Here is a 22,685-nt window from a genome sequence, read left to right as displayed (position 1 = left end):
TGGGGTGGGGCGTGCGGCTTTCCCGACTGATCGTCAGTGTCAGCCGCCCGTGTCAGCCGTCAGTGTCAGCGGCCAGCGTCAGTCGCACGTGTCAGTCGCGCGTGTCGGCCGCCAGCGTCAGCCGCGCGTGTCAGCCGCCACTGTCGGCCGCTAGTGTTAGTCGCGCGTGGCAGTCGCGCGTGTTAGCCACCAGCGTCAGTCGCGCGTGTCAGTCGCGCGCGTTAGCCGCGCGTATCGGCCGTCAGCGGCGTGAGCCGTCGTTTGATGTCTCGGATCAGGGCGTAGGTCATTGATGACTTCTCGACCGTCAGGCGTGGCTTTATGGTTCCGCCGAAGCCGGTCAGGAGCATGACATTACTTCGGCTATCGAGGCCGTCGGTGTTGAAGGTCAGCCCTTGCATGGCGGCGTGCTGGATGGCTGCCCAAATCAGCAGGCTGGTTGCTCCGTTGTGTGAATCTCGGGTCCGGGTCGACATGAAGTAATATTCTTGTTGGTGATCCCAAATCGTGAATACGCCGGATTTGTAGTTGCCGCTCGGGTCGGCGGCGATCAGTATCCGTCCGACGCCGCGACGCAGACATTCGGCGACGAGTGCCACGCAGAGATGTCTGGGATGATAGTTTCGCAGACCCCGCTCATGCAGGTTGCGTTCGTAGAAGTCGATGAACCGTTCCGGGTCGAACAGGTCAACCACGGTCAGGCGTTCACCGGCGCGACGGATCACGTTGCGGGTTTTGTCGCGCATCTGCGACCAGAGCACCTCGCGGGGTTGCGGGGCGATTTCGACCGTGTAGTTCACAAAAGTATCGAAGCCGGCGGCCTCGAACGCGAGCGTGTTGGTGATCCCCTGGTGCAGCCTGAAGCCAACATGCGATGCGGTCGGCAGTTGCGCGATCAGATCGCGGGTGATGGTGAACTGCCGCAGCGACCGGGTGGCATGGCTGGCGCCGTTTTCCACCGTGATCGCCGGCCCGAGGACGTGCGTCAGATCGGGAATGCCGAGGACCCTATGGCCGCTGGGCTTTCTGAACAGGATATAGGGCAGACGTCCGACGACCGCTCCACCGGATGACACCGTGGCCTCGCGATAGGTGCCGTCGCTGGCGATGTTCAACAACCACGGCTGATGGAAGATTGTCGGTTGGAGGATCGGCGGCCTGGACGGTGTTTCCGCCACCGGTTTGCATGGTCCGATAACGGCGGCCATCGCGCCCGGGCGAGCCTGGGTGGCAACGCGCGTGGCTGGTTGAGGCAGATCCTCGGAGTCAGGCATCAGACAATGTTCCATGCACCGCATGGATGGAGTATGCGGTTGCGTGCGATCACGATAAAAAATCTTGATGACGCAAGCGGGGACGGAGGCAGCATCCGACTGCTGAAAACGTCTGAAATGACCGGTCCCTCCCCTGGAGCCGTCTGTTAACGGTATGTTAACATCCGGCGCGTGGCCCGAGGTTGTCAACAGAATCAAACGACGGGCCGACAAGACGCGTCCCGGCGCACGGTCCCGCACGCCGCGATCAGCTTATGGCCGGAACCACGACTTGCCGTGCAGCCACCGGATCATCGCGGCAAAACGCGCGCCATCGCGGTCGGTCGACGCGGCCAGATGGGGGCGCAGGCGGCCGCGGCGGATACTGATCGCCTTGAGCGCGGTCATCTCCAGCAGGCCTTCACCGCCTCTGGTAACGCCGAAGCCGCTTTCGCCGCGGCCGCCGAACGGCAGACGCGGATCCGCGGTCGGGACGATCACATCGTTGATCACCACCGACCCGGCGTTGACCCGAGCGGCGAATGCTCGGGCCGCGGGTTCGGGGCCGAAGATCGACGCGCCCAGGGCGTAGCGGCACATCGCCGCCAGTTGCACGGCGTGGGGCATGTCGCGCACGGGAACGATCGCCAGCACGGGGGCGAACACGTCCTGCCGCAGCAGGCGCAGGTCAGGTCCGGCATCGGCGACCACGATGGGGGGCACCAGTCCGGCGGCGGGCCAGGCGAGGACGCGGGCGCCGGATGCGGCGGCTTCTTGCAGCAGCGCCGGCAACGCTGCGAGGACGTGCGGGGCGACCGGGGTCGGCGCGATGGCCTGGATGCGGGTCAGCAACGCGCGCTCCAGCACCGCGGCCGATGGTGGCGTGATGAACACCCGTCGCGGCGCGATGCAGGTGGCGCCGCCGTTCAGCCGCAGAGCGTAGGCCAGGCAGGACGCCACGAGGTTCAGGTCGGCACCGGGCAGCACGAACATGGCGTCGTTGCCGGACAACTCCATCGTCGCCGGCGTCAGGCGTGGCGCCGCCGCAAGCAGCACGTTGCGTCCGGTCTCGGCCGAACCGGTCAGCGCGATGCGATCGAACCCGGCCTGGACCGCTGCCTCGGCGCAGGCGGGGGTGTCGTCGAGGATGCTCAGCACGCCGTCGGGCAGGCCGGCTTCGGCCAGCAATCGGGCGAGGTGCTGAAGTGGGGCGGCCCAGCCGGGCGCGGGTTTCGCGCACACCGCGTTGCCGGCGGTCAAGGCTTGCAGGATCTGCACCCCCGGCAGGAACAGCGGGTAGTTCGACGGCGCGACGATCAGCACCACGCCCAACGCTTCGCGCCGGATCTCGGCGCGCACGCCGAGCAGCCAGATCGGGCGGCCGCGGCGTTCGACCCGCGGGACGAGCAAGCCGGCGGCGCGGCGTTCCAGGAAGCGGGCGGCATCGGCCAGCGGCAGGATTTCGCTGACCAGCGTCTCGGCGACCGGACGACGTTGCACCAACAGCGCGGCCAGTGTCTCGCAGTCGCGCGCGATCAGATGGCGCGCCCGCCGGATGACGCGCAGCCGTTGCTGGATCGGGCGCGTCGCCCAGGTCGGGCCGATGCGACGGGCCCGATGCAGCGCCTCGGCCACACGCGCTTTGGCTACACGGGCCGCCTCGGCCACGCGTCCCACCTCGGCCACACGCGCCATCTCGGCCACAGGCGCCCCCCCGGCCATAGGCGCTTGGGCCACAAGCGGGTCAGCGCCCCTCGACAGGTCGGCGGTGCTATCCATTTGATGGATTCAATGCGAATTTATTCACGCTGGCCAGCACGGATCGAACCGACAACCATGCCTGCACGCAGCCTCGCCGCGGCGGCGGAGGACCCGATCGCGCTGTATGCGCCGCGACTGTTCCGAGCCTTCGGCTGGTATCTGAGGTGGTTCTTCTGGCGCAATTTCCATGCCGTGCGGATCGCCCGCGACGGGTGCCTGCCGGTTACGACCGATCGTCCATTGATCATCTATGCCAATCATCCGTCGTGGTGGGATCCGGCGCTGTTCATGCTGCTGGCGAGCACCATCGTGCACGATCGGCGCGGATTCGGGCCGATGGAAGCAGAGGCGCTGGGACGTTACAAGCTGTTCCGGCGGCTGGGTGTCTATGGCATCGACACCGCCACTCGCCAAGGTGCGGCGCGGTTCATGGATACCAGCCTGCGCATCCTGGCGCAGCCAGGAACCGCACTGTGGATCACCTCCGAGGGCCGGTTCACCGATGGCCGGGTGCGTCCGACCCGGCTGCGCCCGGGCTTGGCGCATCTCGCCCGGCGAGTGCCGGATGCGGTGATCGTGCCGCTGGCGATCGAGTACACCTTCTGGAACGAGCGCAAGCCGGAAGCGCTGCTGCGGTTCGGATCGCCGATCGAGGCCGAGGCCGGACGCTCACGTGATATCGCGGCCTGGAATGCGCTACTGGAGCAGCGTTTGACCGAGACCATGGATGGCCTGGCAAATAGTGCGATCAGCCGCGATCCCAGCCGGTTCCAGCGTCTGCTGAGCGGTCGGGCTGGGGTTGGCGGGGTCTATGATGTCGGGCGCAGGCTGGCCGCGCTGGCGCATTTTCGTCATGCTCAACTGGCCCACGAGCCGGGCAGGGAAACGCGGCGATGATGCTTGTGCTGGCCGGGCTGGCCGTGGTGCTGGCGGTGTGTCCGTTGCTGCTGGCGTTGATCAACCTCGGTTCGTTCGGCCTGCCACCGCTTGCGGCGGGCTGCCCGGCGGTCTCGGTGCTGATCCCGGCTCGGAACGAACAGGCGACGATCGGGGCCGCCTGCGCGCACGCCCTGGCGAGTGTCGGCGTCGTGGTCGAGGTGATCGTGCTGGATGACCATTCGACTGATCGCACGCGGTCGATCGTCGGTGCGATCGGTGATGTCCGCCTGCGTCTGGCCAGCGCTCCGGCGTTGGCGCCGGGCTGGTCGGGCAAGCAATCGGCGTGTGCGCATCTGGCCACGCTGGCGAGCCATGAGCTGATGGTCTTTGTCGATGCCGATGTGCGGCTGGCGCCGGAGGCGGTGTCGCGGATGGCGGGCTTCATGCAGCGTCACGCCGTCGGGCTGGCGAGCGGCTTCCCGCGCCAGATCGTCGGCAGTTGGTCCGAACGGCTGGTGCTGCCGTTGATCCATTTTCTGCTGCTGGGTTTCTTGCCCATGGGCTTGATGCGGCGGTCGGTGTCTCCCGCGTTCGGCGCGGGGTGCGGGCAATTGTTCATCGCTCGGCGGGCGGACTACCGGCTTGCGGGCGGCCACGCCGCCATCCGGGCGTCGTTGCACGACGGGCTGAAGCTGCCGAGGGCGTTCCGCGCGGCGGGCATCCGCACCGGACTGTTCGATGCGACCGAGCTGGCGACGTGCCGGATGTATTCGGATGCGAGCAGTCTTTGGGAGGGCCTGACCAAGAACGCGACCGAGGGGATGGGGACGCCGCGTGCGTTGCCGTTATGGACCGTTGTTCTGGTGGGCGGGCAGATCCTGCCGCTGCTGCTATTGGTGTTGGTGCCGGGATGGGTGAGCGGGGCCGCGGTTTCGGCCTCGATCGGGCTGCGGCTGCTGCTGGCGTGGCGGTTCCGTCAGCCGGTGCTGAGCGCGGTGTTGCATCCGATCGGTGTCGCGGCACTGCTGGTGGTGCAGTGGGCGGCGCTGATCCGTTGCGCGCGCGGGGTTCCCGCCACCTGGCGGGGTCGAGCGTATCCGGCGCAGTCATAGGGCGCCGGGTATGCGATTCACGCGGTGGATCGTGGACGCTCCGCGTGTGGCGCTTCGCTTTGATCGGATACCGGGTGTATTCAGGTAGAGGCTGAGATGGCAGCGCCGACCGAACTCGCCTTGGGCAGGGATCGTCCGCGCCGTGAGCAGGGATCGTCCGGGGCCATGGATTGGGTTCACTACGGCTTCATGGCGAGGGGTAACGCAGTGGCACCGAGATGGCGCCGCCAGGATCGCGCAAGGTGAACGCGGCATCGGCGAAGGCGGGTGGACCAAAGTGCAATTTGGCCGCGTTGCTGAAGCCGATGCCCTGCTTGGGTATGCCAAGAAGACCGAACTGCAGGCGTCCGATGTCAGCCTCGTCATGGTAGACGGCCGCCCCCCAGGTGCCCGCCGGTATGCCGGTCAGGTGGAGGGAAACGCTGCCGGTCCGAGCTGGTATCCGGCCGTGGTAGGGGCAGGCTCCGGTCGGGAAGTCCGCCTTGTCGCAGATGGCGATGGCGATGGTGCCGTGATTGTTGCGCACGCCGGTGACGGTGACTTGCAGATCGGCGGCGATGGCCGGCGAACTCAGCAGAAGCCAGCCGATCGCGAGGCGGCGCCGGCGGCGCATCAGGCGGATGGTTTACCGGTTGGCGCCGGCCTGGCGGTGATGTCGGATAGGCTGGTCACGTCGGTTGGCGCCGGCCTGGCGGCGATGTCGGATAGGCTGGCCACGTCGGTCGACGCCGGCATGGCGGTGGTGCCGGTTTCCGCCGATTCGCCGGTGGCGTCGCGGTCGAGACTGTCGGCGGCGATCCAGCCCGACATCAGAACCATCGGCATGCCTGGTCCGGGATGGGCGGCGCCGCCGGCGAGGTAGAGCCCGCCCAGGTCGCGGGACCGGTTGCCCGGCTTGAACGCGCCAAGGAACCGGCCATGGCTGGCCAATCCGTAGATCGCGCCGTCGAGCACGCGGTAGCGCTCGTGGATGTCGGCCGGGGTCAGCGCGGACTCGAAGACGATGCGCTGTTGCAGGTCGGCCATTCCGGCGCAGCGGGCGAGCTTGTCGAAGATCACCTGGCGGTAGGCCGGCAGCATCTTGGTCCAGTCGTGGTGCGGGCGAAGGTAGGGGGTGTGGACCAGGATGTAGAGTGCCTCGCCGCCGGGTGGGGCGACACTGGGATCGGAGCGGGAAGGGGCCGCGATGTAGCAGGTGGGGTCCGGGGCCGGCTCGCCGCGGCGGTAGATCCAGTCGAACTCCTGTTTCGGGTCAGCCGAGAATACGAAGTCGTGGTGCGCGAGATGGGGGTAGGCTCGGTCGAGGCCGAGATAGAGCACGACGCCGGAGCAGGCCGGGTCGGACTTCCATCGTTTGGCGAAGCGTGCCGCCGGCTGGCCGCCGATCAGCTCGCGATGGGTGCGCACCGAATCCATGTTCGACACGACGGCGCCGAGGCGGATGGTTTCGCCGTCGTCGGTTTGCACGCCGCCGACGCGGGCTCCGTTATTGAGGATGCGGCGGATGCCGGTGCGCAGGCGGAACTCGACGCCGAGCTCGGTGGCGAGTTGGGCAAGTGCCTGGGGCACGGCGCGGGTGCCGCCCATCGGATACCACACGCCGCCGTCGGTCTGCATATGGGCGATGCCGCACAGCACGGCGGGCGAGCTGTATGGCGAGGAGCCGACATATTGGACGAAGTGGTCTAGCATCTGGGCGACCCGCTTGTCGCGCACGCGGCGCCGGATGGTGCCGGCGACGGTTGCGCCCATGCGCAGGCTGAGCACGTCGCGCAGGGTCGCCAGATCCATGTTCTTTTTCAGGTCGAGGGTGTCACCGATGCCCTCGACCGAGCGCCAGAAGAAGAACTTTTCCGAGACTTCGTGAAGTTTGGCGGCGACGTCCATGAAGTCGCGAAAGCCCTGCTGCGAGCCTGGGGCGAAGGCGGCGATATCGTCCGCCATGGTGGGCAGGTCCGGTTTCAGGTCCAGCCTCGAGCCGTCGTCGAAGAAGCAGCGCCATTGCGGGTCGAGTCGGCGCATGTCGAGCACGTGGTGCATGTCGCGTCCGGCTTCGGCGAAGATCCTTTCCAGCACCCGGGGCACGGTCAGGATGGTCGGGCCCATGTCGAAGCGGAAGCCCTGTTGTTCCAGGGTGGCAGCCTTGCCGCCGAGCCATGGGTTCTTTTCAAACAGGATGACGCGGTGGCCGCGCGCGGCGAGCGTACAGGCGGCGGCGAGGCCGCCCAGGCCGCCGCCGATCACACCGATCGGCAGACCGTCCGCAGCGTGTCGGGTCGATCGGGGGGGTTGCATGAGATCGGTGTCGCTCAAACGACCTCCGGCACCGGCTGGGGTTGATCCATTGGCAGATCGGTCGCGGCGGCGCGGCCTGCTTCCAACCCGAGATCCTGCATCATCAGGCGGCTGGTGATGCGGGCGGATTCGAAGATCACCGGCAATCCGCTGCCTGGATGGGTGCCGCCGCCGACGAGGTAGACGCTGTCGAGATCCTCGAAGCGATTGCGCGGGCGCATGTGCATCATCTGGCCGAGATTGTGCGACAGGTTGAAGGTGGCGCCGGTGAAGACGTTCAGATCGTGCTCCCACTCGGTCGGCGTGAGGATTTTTTCGTAGCGGGTGCGGCGTTCGATGTCGTGGATGCCGATGCGCTTCAGGCGATCGAGGGCCATCGCGCGGAAGCGCGGGGTTTCGGCGTTCCAGTCGATGCCCTGGCCGATGCGCCGGCCGACCGGCACCAGCACATAGAGGGTGGTGTGCCCAGGCGGCGCCAGGTCGGGATCGGTGAGGCAGGCGTTCTGCACGTAGAACGATGGGTTGGATGGGGGGACCTGACCGTGCTCGATTTCGGCGACGTTGCGGCGATAGTCCTTGGACAGATAGACCGTATGGTGATCGACGCCGGGCAGGTCGCCTTCGATGCCCAGGTACATCATGAAGGTCGAGCAGGAGAATTTGCGCGATGCGATGCGCCGGTTCGACCAGCGGCGGCGCAGCGCGTCCGGCACCAGTGTGGTCATGGCCTGGGCGAAATCGGCGTTGATCACCACGGCGTCGAAGCGTTCCTGGCCGGCCGCGGTGCGGATGCCGACGGCGCGGCGGCCCTCGAACAGGATTTCCTGCACCGGGGCGCGCAGCCTGAGGTCGACGCCGGCGGCGGTGGCGATGCGGGCCATCGCGGTCATCACCGCGCCGCAGCCGCCGCGTGGGTGCCAGACGCCGAATTCGTATTCGATGAAGGACAGGATGCTGAACAGGCTGGGGCAGCGGAACGGCGACATGCCCAGGTATTTGCTTTGGAATGAGAACGCCAGTCGGACGCGTTCGTCGCTGAAGTAACGAGCCAGGTAGCGGTCCAGCGTCTGATGTGGGCGCAGTGCCGGCAGCGAGCGCAGCACGCCGCGACGCAGCAGGTCGGTGGGGCCGTTGAACGGGGATTCCAGGGCCGGGCGGAATGCCTCCAGCTTGGCGCGGTTATCGGCCATGAAGCGCGGAAACGCGGCGGCGTCGCGGGGCGAGATGCGGGCGATTTCGCGCACCGTTTCCTCGATCGTGGCGGATGCCCTGATCTGGCCGCCATCCTCGAAGATCAGTCGGTATTGCGGGTCGACCCGCATCAGGTCCACTTCGTGGTCCAGGTTGCGTCCGCAGGCGGCGAAGATTTCGGAGAGGACGCGCGGATAGAGGAAGAAGGTCGGTCCGGTGTCGAACTGGAACGTTCCGGTCGGGGCGCGGGCCGGGATGGTCGCCGATCGGCCGCCGACATGGTCGAGTCGCTCGAAGATGGTGACCGAGGCGTCGGTCTGGGCGAGCAGCATCGCCGCGGCCAGGCCACCGGGCCCGGCGCCGATGATGGCGATGCGGGGTTTTCGGGATGACATCATATCGGCGTGCTGACTCTTGGCGTGGGGGGCCGCGAGCGGCGAAGCGTGGTCATCAGGTCGTCTCCAGGCCGGATTTTGGTCGTCAGGATGCGGCACCCGACATGCGCCCACAACATGAGCCCCTAATGTGTGCTCCCAACATGTGCTCCCCTGGGACCTAGAGGGGGTGTGGGTATGATCCGGCAACCCTGAAGGCGACAACACAAACGCGGCAACGGCGCCTGGCCGGCGTCAGGGAGCCTGGCCATCAGGCAAAGGTGAAGCCGCGCCGGTGGCCGGCTTGTCCGGCAAATCACCATATGTGGCAGGCGGCGAGGCGCGACGTAGCGCCGCCTATGGAGTGCTCGCGTATGCAGAGTGCTGAGGAGATCCTGTGATGAGAACGGTCAGCTTGCTTGGCGCGGCTTCGTTGGTGATTGCAGCCGTCGGGGTAGCGGTCGGGTCTGCCTGGGCGCAGAGTCCGCGGGTCTCGGGCTTCAGCCAGGAAACCACGGCGCCGGCTGCCCAGGGGCGCCCGCAGGATGGTCCGGCGGAGTCGCACCCGTTGTTCTCCGTTGGCAAGTTGGAGGTTCATATCTGGGCGCCGATGGAGCCGTATTACGACGCCACCATGAACCGGAACGCGGCGGCGAACCCGATCTGGGGCGAAGCGGAGTAGACCGCAGCGGGTTGGTGGTTGATCGCGTGACTGGAGCCCCTCACATGCCGCACGCACCTGGCATGGCGCACTCGCCTCGCATGGCGCACTCGCCTCGCATGGCGCACTCGTCTGGCAAGGTCTGGGAGATGGTGCTCGCGTTATCTTCGGTGTCGCGCTAGACAGCCGGCGGTTTATCGGCGAGCGGACGGCACCCCCACACATGCTTCAGATTGATGACCTCGTGTTCAATGCATGGGGGCGGCGTTTCTTTGACCATGCCAGCGTACTGGTGCCGTCCAATGCCAAGGTCGGGCTGGTCGGACGCAACGGCGTCGGCAAATCGACGCTGTTCAGGCTGATCCTGGGCGAACTGGGCGTCGATGGGGGCGCGATCAGCCTGCCGAAAGCGGCGCGGGTGGCGAGCGTCGATCAGGAGCATCCGGCGACACCGGTCTCCCTGCTGGACACCATCCTGGCGGCCGATCGGCAGCGCGAGGCGCTGCACGCCGAACTGGACGCCGCCGAACCGGAGCGGATCGCCGACATCTATGCGCGTCTGGCGGAGATCGATGCCGATCGGGCGCCGGCGCGGGCGGGCGAAATCCTCGCCGGGTTGGGGTTCTCGACCGCCGACCTGGCGCGGCCGATGGCGGAGTTCTCCGGCGGCTGGCGCATGCGGGTGGCGCTGGCGGCGGCGCTGTTCGCCGAACCCGATCTGCTGTTGCTGGACGAGCCGACCAACTACCTGGACCTGGAAGGCGCGATGTGGCTGGAGGCCAGGCTGCGGAAATATCCCAACGCGGCGATCATCATCAGCCATGACCGCGAGCTGCTGAACAACTCGGTGCAGGCCATCCTGCACCTGCAGGGCGGCAAGCTCGAGCTGTATGCCGGCGGCTATGACGACTTCGAGAAGCGGCGCGCCGAGAAGGTTCGGCTGGCCTCGGCGTTCGCGGCGAAGCAGGAGGCGGAGCGGGCGCATCTGCAGAGCTTCGTCGATCGGTTCAGAGCCAAGGCGAGCAAGGCGGCGCAGGCGCAGTCGCGGATGAAGCGGCTGGCGAAGATGGAGCCGGTGGCGGCCACGATCGAGGAGCGGGTGGCGCCGTTCATGCTGCCTTCCCCGACGCGGCCGCTGGCGCCGCCGTTGATCGGGCTGGATGCGGCCTCGGTCGGATATGACGGCGGGCCGGTGTTGCGGGATTTGAACCTGCGGCTGGATGTCGATGACCGGATCGGGCTTTTGGGGGTGAATGGGGCGGGCAAGTCGACGTTCGCGAAGCTGGCGGCGGGGGCGCTGGAATTACAATCGGGGCGGATCACGCGGGAGCGGCGGATCAAGGTGGGTTGGTTCCATCAGCATCAGATCGAGGCGCTGGACCCAGTGGATACGCCGCTGGAGATCATCCGGCGGGAACGGCCCGATGACAGCGAAACCTCGCAGCGCTCGCGGCTGGCGGGGTTCGGCATCGGGTTCGACAAGCAGTCGACGACGGTTGAGAATCTTTCGGGTGGGGAGCGGGCGCGGCTGCTGCTGAACCTGGTGGCGATGGGGGCGCCGCATCTGCTGATCCTGGATGAGCCGACCAACCACCTGGACATCGATAGCCGGCGGGCTTTGCTGGATGCGCTGAACGAGTATCAGGGCGCGGTGATCCTGATCACGCATGACCGGTCGCTGATGGAGCTGGTGGCGGATCGGCTCTGGCTGGCGGCGGATGGGACCGTGGTGCCGTTCGATGGCGACATGGACGATTACGCACGCTTCGTGCTGGAGCGGGCCAAGGGCGGCAGTGCGGCGAGGGAGGCGCGTGGCGGCAAGGGGAAGCGGGCCAGGAAGGCGGCTTGAGGTGTTTCGGGGCCAGTGCGCCACTGGTCGTCGCGACCTGATCGGATTGCGCGGTGTGTGGACAACGCGGCGGGGCGCGCGGAAGATCGGGGCAACCGTCTGGGGAGCAGCATCATGCGGTTCGGGCTTTTCGGCGCCGCGCAGGCGCAGCGTGGCGGACCCGACGTCGATAGCGCGGCGGGGTTCAACGATTATATCGAGTATCTGATCGAGGCGGAGGCGCTGGGCTACCACAGCTCGTTCATCGTCGAGCACCATTTCACCGGGTTTGGCCAGGTGTCGGCGACGCTCAATCTGTTGAGTTGGGTGGGTGCCAAGACGTCGACGTTGCGGCTGGGGACGGCGGTGTTGGTGCTGCCGTGGCACAATCCGGTGCTGCTGGCGGAGCAGGCGGCGACGGTGGACCTGCTGTCGGGCGGGCGGCTGGATTTCGGCATCGGCAAGGGCTACCGGCACAACGAGTTCGCCGGGTTCCGCATTCCGATGGAACAGGCCGGGGCGCGGTTCGAGGAGTCGATCGACATCATTACTCGAGCGTGGACTTCGAACGAGCGGTTTTCGTTTCAGGGGAACTACTGGTCGTTCGACGACATCATCGTCGAGCCGCCGACTTATCAGAAGCCGCATCCACCGTTCTGGCAGGGTGCGGGACACGCCGAGAGCATCCGCAAGGTGGCGGCGCGCGGGCATAACCTGCTGCTGGATCAGTTCGCCTCGATCGAGGAGACGATCAACCGGTTCAATACCTACAAGGCGGCGATGCTGGGCAATGGATTTGGCTTCGATCCGTCCCAGGTTGGCGTGGCTCGGGCGTTCTTCGTCGCCGATACCGAGGCCGAGAAGCAGGCGGCGGTGGATCGGCGGATCACCGCGCAGCGCCGGCTGCACGCGATCAGCCAGCGGCCGGACGGCAACAACACCGCGAGCATCATGGCGTTTTCCGATACCCGCGAGGCGAGCGAGGAGAGCGCGCTGTATGGCACTCCGGACCAGATCTGCGGCAAGATCGAGCGGCTGCGGGCGCAGGGGGTTGAATACATCCTGCTGAATGGCGGCGGCACGTCGCGACAGAACCTGCGGCGTTTCGGCCGCGAGGTGATGCCGCATTTTCGCGCCGAGAGGGCGTCGCGCAGCGCCGCGGCTGAGTAGCCGCGATGGCGGATCGCGTGGCGATCGTGACCGGCGGATTGCGCGGGTTGGGGCGCGGGATGACGTTGGGTCTGGCCGCTGCCGGGGTGCGGGTATTGGCGGTCGGGCATCTGGCGGAGGATTTCGAGGCGATGCAGGGCGTGGCGAATGTGCGCCCGATGGTGGCGGATCTGCGCTGCGCCGAGGTGATCCAGCGGGTGATGGACACCAATTACGTGGCGGCCGATCAGATGGCGCGGCGGGTGGTGGCTGTTCTGGTGAAGCAGCGCTGGGGGCGGATCATCAACGTGACCACCAAGCTGGACACGAGGAACATGCACGGGTCGACCCCGTACGGTGCGTCGAAGGCGGCGCTGGAGATGGCGACCGAGGTGTGGGCCAAGGAGATCGCGGGGACCGGGGTGACGGTGAACATCGTCAATCCAGGTGCCGGGGCCAACACGCCGGGAATGAAGCAGGAAATGCGCGACTGGAGCCGGGACGGCGTGAAGCCGAAACTGGTCGAGCCGGATGAAATGGTGCCGCCGCTGCTGTTCGTTATTTTAACGGCGGCGGATCAGGTGAATGGGTATCGGCGAGGCTAATCTAGCTCTTTGTCTTGTAGCATGATTCCACGGCCTTCAACGTTCCGCCTAGCACGATCATGCTCTAGACGCCCGGCTGCAGGTTGCGAACTGGGCTCACGCCCTCCAGTAGCGAAGCCACGTGAAGGATCGTGGACTCCGCCTGCCACTTGCCGACAATCTGCACGTTGATCGGCATTCCTTCCTTGCTCGTGCCGAACCGCATCGCGACACCGGGCAACCCAGTGACGTTGAGCGGCACGGTCGCGCCCTGAAGGTAGGTGGCGTCAACGGTTTGGCCGTCGATGGTGAACTCCTCGACGCCATGCTTGTGGGCCGGGATCGGCAGCACATGCGTGATCAACGCGTCGTAACGCGAGAAGTAATCGGCATAGCCGTCGCGCAGCCGCTCGGCCGCCTGCTCTGCGTCGATATAGTCCTTCATCGATGTGTCGGGCAGCGAGAGCATGGTCTTGGCCATCTTGTACATTTCGTTCTCGTGGCCGGCTGTCGCCTCCGCGAACGTGGGCTTCATCTCCATCACATGCAGGCGGTTGAACACGTCGAGGGCGAAATCGCGCTCCAGCGCCGGGATGCTCCCCTCCTCGACAAAGACGCCGATGTCCTTCAGCGCCTCGGCTGCGGCCTTGACGGTCGCCGCCACCTCGGGATCGACTGGCCCAAAGCCGGGTCCGACCATCCAGCCCACCCAGAGCTGGCGACAAGGCTGGCGGCCGATGCCCGCATCGAACTGGACTGTGCTCGTAGCGAACGCGTCCTGGCCGTCAGGCCCGACCAGTTGCGAGAAAGCGAGCGCGATATCGCGCACCGAGCGGGCCATCGGCCCCACATGCCAGAAGCGGCGCGGCGCGCGCGGCCAGATGCCGGTCATTGGCACACGGCCATGCGTCGCCTTCATGGAAGTGATGCCGGTTTGCGCGGCGGGGCCACGAACGGAAATGGCGAGATCGGTACCGAGGCCGATCGAAGACATTCCCGCCGCGATGGCCGCCGATTCACCCCCGCTCGAACCGCCCGGAGTGCGGGTCACATCCCAAGGGTTGTTCGACCGGCCGGAGAGCAGGTTATCGCTCTCGATTCAGTAGGAGAATTCGGGAAGGTTGGTCTTCGCCAGCAGGATGCCGCCCGCCTTCTTCATTCGTGCGACGCTCGTCGCATCGGCGTCGGGAATGCGGCCCTTGAAGATGGGTGAGCCGCGCTGGGTCGCCACGTCCGCAGTGTCGATCGAGTCTTTCACCGTGAAGGGGACACCGTGCAGCGGGCCGATTTCGTCGCCCGCCAACACCGCTGCCTCCGCCGCCTTTGCGGCTTTGAGCGCAAGGTCCGCGAGCGTGACGATCGCGTTGATCTTTGGGTTCACCACCGCGATGCGATCCAGGTGCGCCTGCACGACCTCGACCGGCGAGACCTCCTTGGTGCGGATCAGTTCGGCCAGCTTGGTTGCGTCGGAAAAAATGATCTCTTTGGTCACGGCTTTATCTCCTGGCTGTCTGGTTATGAAGAATCTACCTGCCACTTGGTAGAGCGGATGTGGGCCTTTATTTCTCTCCGCCAATCCCCTATCTGTCACTTGGTAGGTAATCCGGCGAAATAGTTCCGAGCGAAGCCGCAGGGCAATCAAATGGGTTTAAGTTCCAAGGAAGCCATCTTGGCGGCAGCCAGAAGGACCGCGCAGGCGCATGGCTACAGCGGCTTGAATTTCCGCGAGCTCGCGAGCCAAGTGGGCATCAAGGCCGCCAGCATCCACTATCACTTCCCAAGCAAGGCCGATCTCGGCGCAGCGGTAGCCAAGCGCTATTGGGAGGACTCAGCGGCTGTTCTGGAGGCACTGTGGGCTGAATCCTCAGATCCGGTTCTCTGCCTGCGCCAGTATCCCGATACATTTCGCAAGTCGCTCGAGAATGGTAACCGCATCTGCCTCTGCAGCTTCATGTCTGCCGAGTATGATGACCTGCCGGAGCTGGTGAAGAAAGAGGTGCTGGCTTTTACCGACGTCAATATCGCGTGGCTGACCAGGGTCCTATCCGCCGCCACCGAAATGAACGAGGAGGAGAGCGAGCAATGGGCTCACGCCATCTTCGCTGCCATCTCTGGCGCTCAGCTTATGGCGCGGAGCCGCTCGGACATCTCAGTCTTTGACGCGTTAATCTATAGCTATCGTAGAGCTGGTCTCGTGCCAGCTTAGCGGCAGCGATGAAGAATGCGACCCGTTGGGGGCCTCAACAACGCAAGGAGAGGTATAATGAGTGTTTTGATGCGCCGGGTGTTGTCGAGCCGGGTGGCGACGCCTGCGCGCCGCCACCCGGCATCGAGTGTCAGGACAACTGTCGGCGCAGGAATGCCGGAATCTCGATGCCGGTTTCCTCACCGGCTGAGGTCTGACGCACCGAAACATGGTGGGTCTGCGGCTGGTCGTCGGCGAACTCGGGTTCGCGTCGCGTCATCGGCTGCGGGCTGGCTGCCACGGTGGGCGGGAATGGGCGCCCGCGCAGCACTCCGGTCATCTTGTTGAACAGGCTTGGCCGGGTCGGTTCGTTGATGCCATTGGGCAGGTGCGCGGGCACCGCAGCGGGACCATGTGACTGGGCGAACAGATTGGCCTTGGAGGCCAGTTGCGCGATCGGTTGCGGTTGCGCGGGGCGTTGTTGAACAGGTTTCGTCTGGAACGCGGGTGGGTGCAGTCCGGGCGACAACGCGGATTGGTGCAGCCCAGGCTGCCCGGATTGGTGCAGACCGGGTTGTGACGGCTGGGCTTCCATCATCGCAGCCACATTGGCGCCGACTTCCGGCTGCGGCGATACCTGCCGCAGAGGCGACGTGGCTGTTGCCTGCACCGAACCGGGCATCGCGTTGCGATTGATGATCGGCTGCGGAGCCGGCGCGGCGCCCCCGGCGACCAGTTTCAGCCGTGAGTGTTCGGTGGATTTGTATGAATCGATGCCGGTTGCCACCACCGATACCCGGATTTGGCCAGCCAGGGTTTCATCGACCGCTGAGCCGAAGATCACGTTGGCTTCTTCGTCGACTTCCTCACGGATGCGGTTCGCGGCCTGGTCGACCTCGAACAGCGTCAGGTCTTCGCCACCGGTGATGTTGATCAGCAGGCCGCGCGCGCCGGACATCGAGGTATCTTCCAGCAGCGGGTTGTTGATCGCAGCCTCGGCGGCACGGATGGCGCGGTTGTCGCCCTCGGCTTCACCGGTGCCCATCATGGCCTTGCCCATTTCCGCCATGACGGTGCGGATATCGGCGAAGTCGAGATTGACCAGACCATGCACCATCATCAGGTCAGTGACGCCGCGGACGCCCATGTAGAGCACCTGATCGGCCATCTTGAACGCATCGCGCCAGGTGGTGCGTTCATTTGCCATACGGAACAGGTTCTGGTTGGGGATCACGATCAGTGTATCGACGTATTGCTGCAGTTCCTCGATCCCCTGATCGGCGGAGCGGGCGCGTCGCACACCTTCGAAGCCGAAGGGTTTGGTGACCACGCCGACGGTGAGGATGTTACGTTCGCGGGCCATCTTGGCGATGACCGGAGCGGCGCCGGTACCAGTGCCACCGCCCATTCCGGCGGTGATGAACACCATGTGGGCGCCATCGAGGTGGCGATACAGTTCATCCGCTGCCTCTTCCGCCGCGGCCTTGCCGATTTCCGGTTTGGCTCCGGCGCCGAGGCCCTGGGTGATGTGGGGGCCAAGCTGGATGCGGCGGTCGGCACGGCTGTGCATCAACTGCTGGGCGTCGGTGTTGGCGACGACGAACTCCACCCCCTGCAGGTTGGCGGTGATCATGTTGTCGACGGCATTGGTGCCGCCGCCGCCGACGCCGATGACGGTGATGCGAGGCGAAAAGTCGGTATGGTTCATGGTCGGGATTGTCAGGTTTAGGGTCATTTTGTTCTCCCCCGGGTTCACGGGACGGCTGCTAGGCAGTTACTACGACGAACCTCTCGATTCGCGACGGTTTCAGACACGTTCCTTTAAAAAATTAACCAGTCGGCGGAACAGACCGAGTCGTGGCTCGCCGTCCAGGTTGATGTCCTGGAAGGCTCTCCCATCGCCGGCTGCCCAGGAGAGCAGCCCGGCGGCGGTGGAAAAGGCGGGACCGGAGGCAAGTTCGGGCAGACCGCGCAGTGCGGCGGGTCGACCCAGGCGCACCTGGCGGCTGAGCATCCTGGCGGCCAGTTCGCGCACTCCGGGAAGCTGGCAGGCGCCGCCGGTCAGCACGACGCGGTTGCCCGCCGCGCGGCCCAGGCCCGACGTATCGAGGCGGTCCTTGATGTATTCGAAGGTCTCCTCGATACGCGGGCGGATGATGTTGACCACCATGCTGCGCGGCACCTTGGCGAGTTGATGGTCTTCCTCTCCGACCAGCGGCACCGGCAGCAATTCGCGGTCGTCGTCGGGGCTGGATTCGACGTTGCCGAACAGCGTTTTCAATCGTTCCGCATGCACAAGGGTGGTGGACAGGCCGATCGCCAGATCCTTGGTGACGTGCAGGCCGCCGATCGGCAATTGAGCGGTGTGCATCATCTGACGGTCGGCATAGACCGCCATGCTGGTGGTGCCGCCGCCCATGTCGATGATGATGGCGCCGAGTTCGCGTTCTTCCGGCACCAGGCTGGACAGGCCGGCGGCCATCGGGGCGGACACCAGATCCTCGATTTCCAGGTCGCAGCGGTTGATGCAGGATTCCAGCGTGCGCAGCGCGGTGGCGGCGGCGTCAATGACGTGCAGGCGGGCGTTCAGGGTGGAGCAGAACAGGCCGCGCGGATCGATCACCTGGTCGGTCGCGTCGACGGCGAAATTCAACGGCAGCACGTGGATCGGTTCGCGTTCGTCGATCTCGGCGCGGGCGCGGCCTTCGTTCAGCACGCCGCGGATATCCTGTTCGGTGATGGCGCGGCCGCCGACCGGCCACTGCACGTTGAACAGACGCGATTGTGGCTGACCGCAGGTCAGGTTGACGGTGACCGAACGCAGCCTGGTATCGGCCATGTCCTCGGCCTGTCCGACGCAGGTGCGGATGGCTTTTTCCGCCGCTTCCAGATCGATGATGTCGCCGCTGGCGAGGCCGCGGCCCTTCTGCCAGCCGAAGCCGAGCACGCGCAGGGTGCCATCGCTTTCGACGCGTCCGATCAGGCAGGCGATCTTGGTGGTGCCGATATCGACCACACCGAACGCGCCGGAGCGCTGATGCCGAGCCGGCTCGATCTCCGGTGGTCCGGTATCGGCGGGGGGAAGCACGCGACGAGGATTGTCTGCCATCCGTTCGTGCCTTCTTAGGTGGGTTTTCTGGCGATTACGGGAAGCTCGGGCGTCGAAGTCGGGGGCAGCGAGGTTGCGGGCGGCGAGGTTGCGGGCGACGACGATCCGGGCGGGATGGGGGGGACTACGTCGCCGTCGCCGGCGTCGGGCTTGGGGCGGAACACCAGGCGATCCGGCAGGCGCATGTCGATGGCGGTCAACGGGCGATCGAGCACGTCGTGATCCTGCTGCAGGTGGCCCAGGCGATCGAGCGCCGCGACTTCATGGCCTTCAGGCAGCATCACGTCGGTGCCGTTGGTCATCCGCAGATTCCACCGTCGCTCACCGACGCGGACGCTGGCCTGGACCTTTTCCTCGAGCGCGGGGCGATCGCGCAGCGCATCCAGCAGTTCGGCGGCGGCGTTCGGTGCGCCCTGGCCGACGATAAGCGGCAAGCGGCGAAACTGCGCGACGTCCTGATTGGTAACGACCTGGCCGGTGCGATCGACCAGGACGAACTTGCCGCGGTTCTGCCAGATCGCGTACGGCCGGCGCTCTTGCAGGTTGACGACGAGGGTTCCGGGCAGGCGGCGTTCGACGGTGACGTGTTCGACCCAGGGGATGCGTTCGATCGTCGCCCTGGTGTCGTCCAGCGAGAAGCCGAGGATGGGGTCGCCCTTGCGGACGCCGATGGCTTCTCGGAGCATTGCTTCCGGCGTGTTGGCGCGTCCCTCGATCACCACGTTGGTGACCCGCAGGCCGGACGCGGCGGTCATTGCGCCGAGGCGTTCGCGCATGGTGTTCAGGGTGCGGCCCGATCCGGCGTGCAGTCCGGCGGTGTGGACCGCGAACATCAGCATCAGGGCGACGATGGAGGCCAGCGCGACCCAGCCCGCCGGGCGCAACAGACGGCGCTGGCGGCGCAACGCCAAGCGCAGGCCGGAGGGGCGGTCGTTGACCGAATTGCGCGGAGAACGCCTTACTCCTGACATGACGCGTTCTCCACCATCCAGGTGCAGAGTTGGGCGAAGTTCATGCCGCAATGCGCCGCCTGCTCGGGCAGCAAGGAGGTCGGGGTCAGGCCCGGCTGGGTGTTGATCTCCAACAGGATCAGACGGCCCGGTTCGCCTTTGGTGTCGTCGTAACGAAAATCGCAGCGGGTGGCGCCACGGCAGCCCAGCGCGCGGTGCGCGGCGGCGGCGACATCCAGGGCCTGGTCGCGGATGGCGGGATGCACGCCGGCGGGGATGATGTGGCGCGAGCCGCCATCGGCGTATTTCGATTCGTAGTCATAGAAGCTGCCGGCGACGGCGCGGATCTCGGTGACGGCGAGGGGGCGACCGTCGAGCAGGGCGACGGTCAGTTCCCGGCCCGGAATGTATTCTTCGACCAGGGCAGTGGAGCCGAAGGTCCAGCCGCGGGCGATCTCGGTTCGGCGGTTGTCGCCGGCGCGCACGATGGTGACGCCGACGGAGGATCCTTCGTTCACCGGCTTGACGACGTATGGCAACGGCATCGGATCGGCGGACTCGAGTTCCATTGTGGCCACGACCCGACCGGGCGCGACGGGCAGACCGGCTGACTGGAACAGGGCTTTTGCCGCCTGCTTGTGCATCGCCATGGCGGAGGCGCGGACCCCGGAATGGGTGTAGGGGATGGCGAGCCAGTCCAGCACGCCCTGGATCACGCCGTCCTCACCGAAGCGGCCGTGCAATGCGTTGAATACGACGTCGGGTTTGGGCGTCAGGGCGCGGATGACGGCGCCGAGATCGGCGCCAACTTCGATCGGATCGACCTCGAAGCCGGTTTCGCGCAGCGCGGCGATCACCTGGATGCCGGTGGCGAGGCTGACCTCGCGTTCGGCGGAGATGCCGGCGTGGAGTACCGCGACCCGGGTCATGACCCGCCCTCGGGGGCCGCGTCGGGAGCCGCCTCCGCAACAGCCTGGCGCACCATCTCGGGGCGTCCGCCGGGGATGCCGATGCGGCGGATTTCCCATTCCAGGGTGACGCCGGTGGCGGCGAGGACGCGGCGGCGGACTTCCTCGCCCAGGCCTTCGATGTCGGCGGCGGTGGCGGTGGCGGTGTTGATCAGGAAGTTGCAGTGTTTTTCCGAAACCGTGGCGCCCCCTCGGGTCAGGCCGCGGCAGCCGGCGGCATCGATCAGTTCCCAGGCCTTCATGCCGTCGGGGTTGCGGAAGGTCGATCCGCCGGTGCGGGCGCGCACCGGCTGGGAGGCTTCCCGGGTTGACTTGATTTCGGCCATTCGCGTGGCGATCAGGGCGGCGGCGCCGGGAATGGCGCGCAGGTGGACGCGGGTGACGACGGCGCCGGCCGGCAGGGCGGCGTGGCGGTAGGCGAAGGCGAGTTGCTGGGCGGGCAGGCGGCGCTGTTCGCCGGTGCGGGTGACGATTTCCGCCCAGTCGAGGACGCTGGCCAGATCACCGCCATAGGCGCCGGCGTTCATCGCCACCGCGCCGCCGATCGATCCGGGGATGCCGGAGAGGAACTCGACGCCGGTCAGTCCGGCGGCGGCGGCGTGTTCGGCCACCGTGACGTCGAGTGCTGCGGCTCCGGCGGTGATGCCGTTCGCTTCGATGGCAATGGTGGAGAAGCCGCGGGCCAGGCGGATCGTTACGCCAGACAAACCGCCGTCGCGCACGATCAGGTTGGAACAGGCGCCGATCACTTGGACCGGCACAGGGTGGGGCAATTCACGCAGCAAGGTGGCGAGATCATCGGCATCGGCGGGACGCACCAGCAGTTCGGCGGCGCCGCCGGCGCGGAACCAGGTGAACGGCGCAAGCTGGGCGTTCGACTGCATCCGGCCGCGCAGTTTCGGCAGCGATTCGAGCCAGCCGGGCAGACGTTCAGCGGCCATCATGTCGCCATCGCTCTGCGGTTGCCGCCGGTCTGCAGCGCGGCGAGGTCGGCGGGCAGCGCGGCGGCCCATTGGGTTATCGATCCGGCACCGAGGCAGACCACGAAGTCGCCGGGACGGGCGATGGCGTGCACCATCTCGGCGAGCAGGCCGGGGTTGGGCAGGGCGACGACGCTGCGATGGCCGCGGGCGCGCAGGCCCTCGACCAGGGCATCGCGGGTGACGTTCGGGATCGGCTGTTCGCCGGCGGCGTAGACATCGGCGACGATGACGGTGCCGGCGTCGTTCATGCAGGTGCAGAAGTCGCCGAACAGCGATTCGAGGCGGGAGTAGCGATGCGGCTGTACCACCGCGACGACATCGCGGGCGCCGGCCTGGCGGGCGGCTTTCAGGACGGCGGCGATTTCCACCGGGTGGTGGCCGTAATCGTCGATCACGGTGATGCCGCCGGCCTCGCCGGTCTTGGTGAAGCGGCGCCGCACGCCCTTGAAGCCGAGCAGTGCGCTGCGTAGGGTTTGGTCGTCGATTTCCATTTCGATGCCGACGGCGATCGCGGCGAGCGCGTTCTGCACGTTGTGGGCGCCGAGCATCGGCAGGCGGAACGGACCCATGCGGCGGGAGCGGTTATGGAAGCGGTCGGTGAGGACGACCTCGAAGGTCGAGCCCAGCTTGTCGGGCAACACCCGTTCGGCGCGGATGTCGGCTTGTGGGGAGAAGCCGTAGGTGACGATGCGGTGATCCGACAGGCGGGGGATCATCTGCTGCACCTCGGGGTGGTCGATACAGAGCACCGCGAAGCCGTAGAACGGGATGTTGGCGACGAACTGGTCGTAGCCGGCGAGCATTGCCTCGGCGCTGCCCCAATGGTCGAGGTGTTCGGGGTCCATGTTGGTGACGACGGCGATGATGGCGGGCAGGCGGAGGAACGATCCGTCGCTTTCGTCGGCCTCGACCACCATCCAGTCGCCGCTGCCCATGCGGGTGTTGGTGCCGTAGGCGTTAATGATGCCGCCGTTGATCACGGTGGGGTCGAGGCGGGCGGCTTCCATTACGCACGCGATCAGGCTGGTGGTGGTGGTCTTGCCGTGGGTGCCGCCGACCGCGACGGCCCATTTCAGCCGCATCAGTTCGGCCAGCATTTCGGCGCGCCGCACCACCGGGATCAGCCGGGCGCGGGCGGCGGCGACCTCGGGGTTGTCACGTTTTACTGCCGTCGAAACGACGACGACCTGGGCGGGGCCGAGGTTGGCGGCGTCGTGACCGATCATCACGGCGATGCCGGACTCGCGCAGGCGGAGGACGTTGGCGGATTCGGCGATGTCGCTGCCTTGGACGCTGTAGCCCAGGGTGTGCAGCACTTCGGCGATGCCGGACATGCCGATGCCGCCGATGCCGACGAAGTGGATGGTGCCGATGGTCAGCGGCAGGGCTCTCATGACGAGCTG

At 66.6% G+C, this 22,685-nt stretch carries 18 protein-coding genes and 1 pseudogene; 7 read left to right on the top strand and 12 right to left on the bottom strand.

Annotated elements, in window-relative coordinates; all coding sequences use genetic code 11:
* Window positions 1-221 precede the first annotated feature (221 nt).
* On the bottom strand, window positions 222-1,472 hold the full coding sequence (locus tag ACQY4T_RS01935; protein ID WP_428536855.1) for a GNAT family N-acetyltransferase: 1,251 nt from the start codon (window positions 1,470-1,472) through the stop codon (window positions 222-224).
* Between the two features lie 54 nt (window positions 1,473-1,526).
* A complete protein-coding gene (locus tag ACQY4T_RS01930) occupies window positions 1,527-3,032 on the bottom strand; it encodes an aldehyde dehydrogenase family protein (protein WP_428536852.1) in 1,506 nt (501 codons plus the stop codon).
* A 57-nt stretch (window positions 3,033-3,089) separates the two neighbouring features.
* On the opposite strand from ACQY4T_RS01930, the gene ACQY4T_RS01925 reads away from it, so the two are divergent.
* A complete protein-coding gene (locus tag ACQY4T_RS01925) occupies window positions 3,090-3,911 on the top strand; it encodes a lysophospholipid acyltransferase family protein (protein WP_428536849.1) in 822 nt (273 codons plus the stop codon).
* Window positions 3,908-5,005 (top strand): glycosyltransferase, encoded by a 1,098-nt coding sequence (locus tag ACQY4T_RS01920; RefSeq protein ID WP_428536846.1) that lies wholly within the window; start codon window positions 3,908-3,910, stop codon window positions 5,003-5,005. Before ACQY4T_RS01925 ends, ACQY4T_RS01920 begins: the two co-directional genes overlap by 4 nt.
* Before the next feature lie 187 nt (window positions 5,006-5,192).
* On the opposite strand, the gene ACQY4T_RS01915 is transcribed toward ACQY4T_RS01920, so the two are convergent.
* Genes ACQY4T_RS01915 through crtI form a run of 3 tightly spaced genes read right to left on the bottom strand, consistent with a single transcriptional unit; the run spans window position 5,193 to window position 8,889 of the window.
* Window positions 5,193-5,618, bottom strand: a complete 426-nt coding sequence (locus ACQY4T_RS01915; RefSeq protein ID WP_428536843.1) for a DUF2141 domain-containing protein — start codon at window positions 5,616-5,618, stop codon at window positions 5,193-5,195.
* The gene (locus ACQY4T_RS01910; RefSeq protein ID WP_428536840.1) at window positions 5,618-7,318 is read right to left on the bottom strand and encodes a phytoene desaturase family protein; all 1,701 of its coding nucleotides are present in this window, start codon (window positions 7,316-7,318) and stop codon (window positions 5,618-5,620) included. The genes ACQY4T_RS01915 and ACQY4T_RS01910 overlap by 1 nt, the downstream gene beginning before the upstream one ends.
* Window positions 7,315-8,889: a phytoene desaturase family protein gene (gene crtI, locus ACQY4T_RS01905; protein ID WP_428536837.1), complete on the bottom strand. Its 1,575-nt coding sequence runs from the start codon at window positions 8,887-8,889 to the stop codon at window positions 7,315-7,317. Before crtI ends, ACQY4T_RS01910 begins: the two co-directional genes overlap by 4 nt.
* 376 nt (window positions 8,890-9,265) lie before the next feature.
* Between crtI and ACQY4T_RS01900 the strand changes: the two genes are divergently transcribed.
* The 4 genes from ACQY4T_RS01900 (at window position 9,266) to ACQY4T_RS01885 (ending at window position 13,108) form a co-directional block, all read left to right on the top strand.
* Window positions 9,266-9,547 (top strand): hypothetical protein, encoded by a 282-nt coding sequence (locus tag ACQY4T_RS01900; protein ID WP_428536835.1) that lies wholly within the window; start codon window positions 9,266-9,268, stop codon window positions 9,545-9,547.
* 202 nt (window positions 9,548-9,749) lie between these two features.
* On the top strand, window positions 9,750-11,375 hold the full coding sequence (locus tag ACQY4T_RS01895) for an ABC-F family ATP-binding cassette domain-containing protein (RefSeq protein ID WP_428536832.1): 1,626 nt from the start codon (window positions 9,750-9,752) through the stop codon (window positions 11,373-11,375).
* A gap of 114 nt (window positions 11,376-11,489) precedes the next feature.
* Window positions 11,490-12,524, top strand: coding sequence for an LLM class flavin-dependent oxidoreductase (locus ACQY4T_RS01890; RefSeq protein WP_428536829.1), 1,035 nt, complete (start codon window positions 11,490-11,492; stop codon window positions 12,522-12,524).
* A gap of 5 nt (window positions 12,525-12,529) precedes the next feature.
* A complete protein-coding gene (locus ACQY4T_RS01885; protein ID WP_428536826.1) occupies window positions 12,530-13,108 on the top strand; it encodes an SDR family oxidoreductase in 579 nt (192 codons plus the stop codon).
* Window positions 13,109-13,172: 64 nt separating this feature from the next.
* Here ACQY4T_RS01885 and ACQY4T_RS01880 read toward each other — a convergent pair.
* Window positions 13,173-14,498 (bottom strand): annotated as a pseudogene (locus ACQY4T_RS01880) (amidase).
* Window positions 14,499-14,756: 258 nt separating this feature from the next.
* Between ACQY4T_RS01880 and ACQY4T_RS01875 the strand changes: the two are divergent.
* Window positions 14,757-15,293 (top strand): TetR/AcrR family transcriptional regulator, encoded by a 537-nt coding sequence (locus ACQY4T_RS01875; protein ID WP_428536823.1) that lies wholly within the window; start codon window positions 14,757-14,759, stop codon window positions 15,291-15,293.
* A 130-nt stretch (window positions 15,294-15,423) separates the two neighbouring features.
* Here ACQY4T_RS01875 and ftsZ read toward each other — a convergent pair whose 3' ends face one another.
* The 6 genes from ftsZ to murC form a co-directional block, all read right to left on the bottom strand.
* A complete protein-coding gene (ftsZ, locus tag ACQY4T_RS01870; protein WP_428536820.1) occupies window positions 15,424-17,007 on the bottom strand; it encodes a cell division protein FtsZ in 1,584 nt (527 codons plus the stop codon).
* Window positions 17,008-17,079: 72 nt separating this feature from the next.
* The gene (gene ftsA / locus ACQY4T_RS01865) at window positions 17,080-18,381 is read right to left on the bottom strand and encodes a cell division protein FtsA (protein WP_428536817.1); all 1,302 of its coding nucleotides are present in this window, start codon (window positions 18,379-18,381) and stop codon (window positions 17,080-17,082) included.
* 14 nt (window positions 18,382-18,395) lie between these two features.
* Complete coding sequence (locus ACQY4T_RS01860) at window positions 18,396-19,352, bottom strand: cell division protein FtsQ/DivIB (protein WP_428536814.1); 957 nt, start codon at window positions 19,350-19,352, stop codon at window positions 18,396-18,398.
* A complete protein-coding gene (locus ACQY4T_RS01855; protein ID WP_428536811.1) occupies window positions 19,340-20,260 on the bottom strand; it encodes a D-alanine--D-alanine ligase in 921 nt (306 codons plus the stop codon). Before ACQY4T_RS01855 ends, ACQY4T_RS01860 begins: the two co-directional genes overlap by 13 nt.
* Window positions 20,257-21,243, bottom strand: coding sequence for a UDP-N-acetylmuramate dehydrogenase (gene murB, locus ACQY4T_RS01850; RefSeq protein ID WP_428536808.1), 987 nt, complete (start codon window positions 21,241-21,243; stop codon window positions 20,257-20,259). The genes ACQY4T_RS01855 and murB overlap by 4 nt, the downstream gene beginning before the upstream one ends.
* Entirely contained in the window at window positions 21,240-22,676 is a 1,437-nt protein-coding gene (murC, locus tag ACQY4T_RS01845; RefSeq protein ID WP_428536805.1) for a UDP-N-acetylmuramate--L-alanine ligase, read from the bottom strand. The genes murB and murC overlap by 4 nt, the downstream gene beginning before the upstream one ends.
* Window positions 22,677-22,685: the final 9 nt, after the last annotated feature.

This window comes from Rhodopila sp. (assembly GCF_965277825.1).
Lineage (GTDB): Bacteria > Pseudomonadota > Alphaproteobacteria > Acetobacterales > Acetobacteraceae > Rhodopila.
Note: the sequence above shows the minus strand (reverse complement) of the source record. Positions and strands in the feature narration are given on the sequence as shown.

Excerpts from the sequence above, each read along its gene's own strand:
- ACQY4T_RS01930 (WP_428536852.1), bottom strand. The coding sequence starts at position 3,032 with ATGGATAGCACCGCCGACCTGTCGAGGGGCGCTGACCCGCTTGTGGCC.
- ACQY4T_RS01925 (WP_428536849.1), top strand. The coding sequence starts at position 3,090 with ATGCCTGCACGCAGCCTCGCCGCGGCGGCGGAGGACCCGATCGCGCTG.
- ACQY4T_RS01920 (WP_428536846.1), top strand. The coding sequence starts at position 3,908 with ATGATGCTTGTGCTGGCCGGGCTGGCCGTGGTGCTGGCGGTGTGTCCG.
- ACQY4T_RS01915 (WP_428536843.1), bottom strand. The coding sequence starts at position 5,618 with ATGCGCCGCCGGCGCCGCCTCGCGATCGGCTGGCTTCTGCTGAGTTCG.
- crtI (WP_428536837.1), bottom strand. The coding sequence starts at position 8,889 with ATGATGTCATCCCGAAAACCCCGCATCGCCATCATCGGCGCCGGGCCC.
- ACQY4T_RS01900 (WP_428536835.1), top strand. The coding sequence starts at position 9,266 with ATGAGAACGGTCAGCTTGCTTGGCGCGGCTTCGTTGGTGATTGCAGCC.
- ACQY4T_RS01895 (WP_428536832.1), top strand. The coding sequence starts at position 9,750 with ATGCTTCAGATTGATGACCTCGTGTTCAATGCATGGGGGCGGCGTTTC.
- ACQY4T_RS01890 (WP_428536829.1), top strand. The coding sequence starts at position 11,490 with ATGCGGTTCGGGCTTTTCGGCGCCGCGCAGGCGCAGCGTGGCGGACCC.
- ACQY4T_RS01885 (WP_428536826.1), top strand. The coding sequence starts at position 12,530 with ATGGCGGATCGCGTGGCGATCGTGACCGGCGGATTGCGCGGGTTGGGG.
- ftsZ (WP_428536820.1), bottom strand. The coding sequence starts at position 17,007 with ATGACCCTAAACCTGACAATCCCGACCATGAACCATACCGACTTTTCG.
- ftsA (WP_428536817.1), bottom strand. The coding sequence starts at position 18,381 with ATGGCAGACAATCCTCGTCGCGTGCTTCCCCCCGCCGATACCGGACCA.
- ACQY4T_RS01860 (WP_428536814.1), bottom strand. The coding sequence starts at position 19,352 with ATGTCAGGAGTAAGGCGTTCTCCGCGCAATTCGGTCAACGACCGCCCC.
- ACQY4T_RS01855 (WP_428536811.1), bottom strand. The coding sequence starts at position 20,260 with ATGACCCGGGTCGCGGTACTCCACGCCGGCATCTCCGCCGAACGCGAG.
- murB (WP_428536808.1), bottom strand. The coding sequence starts at position 21,243 with ATGATGGCCGCTGAACGTCTGCCCGGCTGGCTCGAATCGCTGCCGAAA.
- murC (WP_428536805.1), bottom strand. The coding sequence starts at position 22,676 with ATGAGAGCCCTGCCGCTGACCATCGGCACCATCCACTTCGTCGGCATC.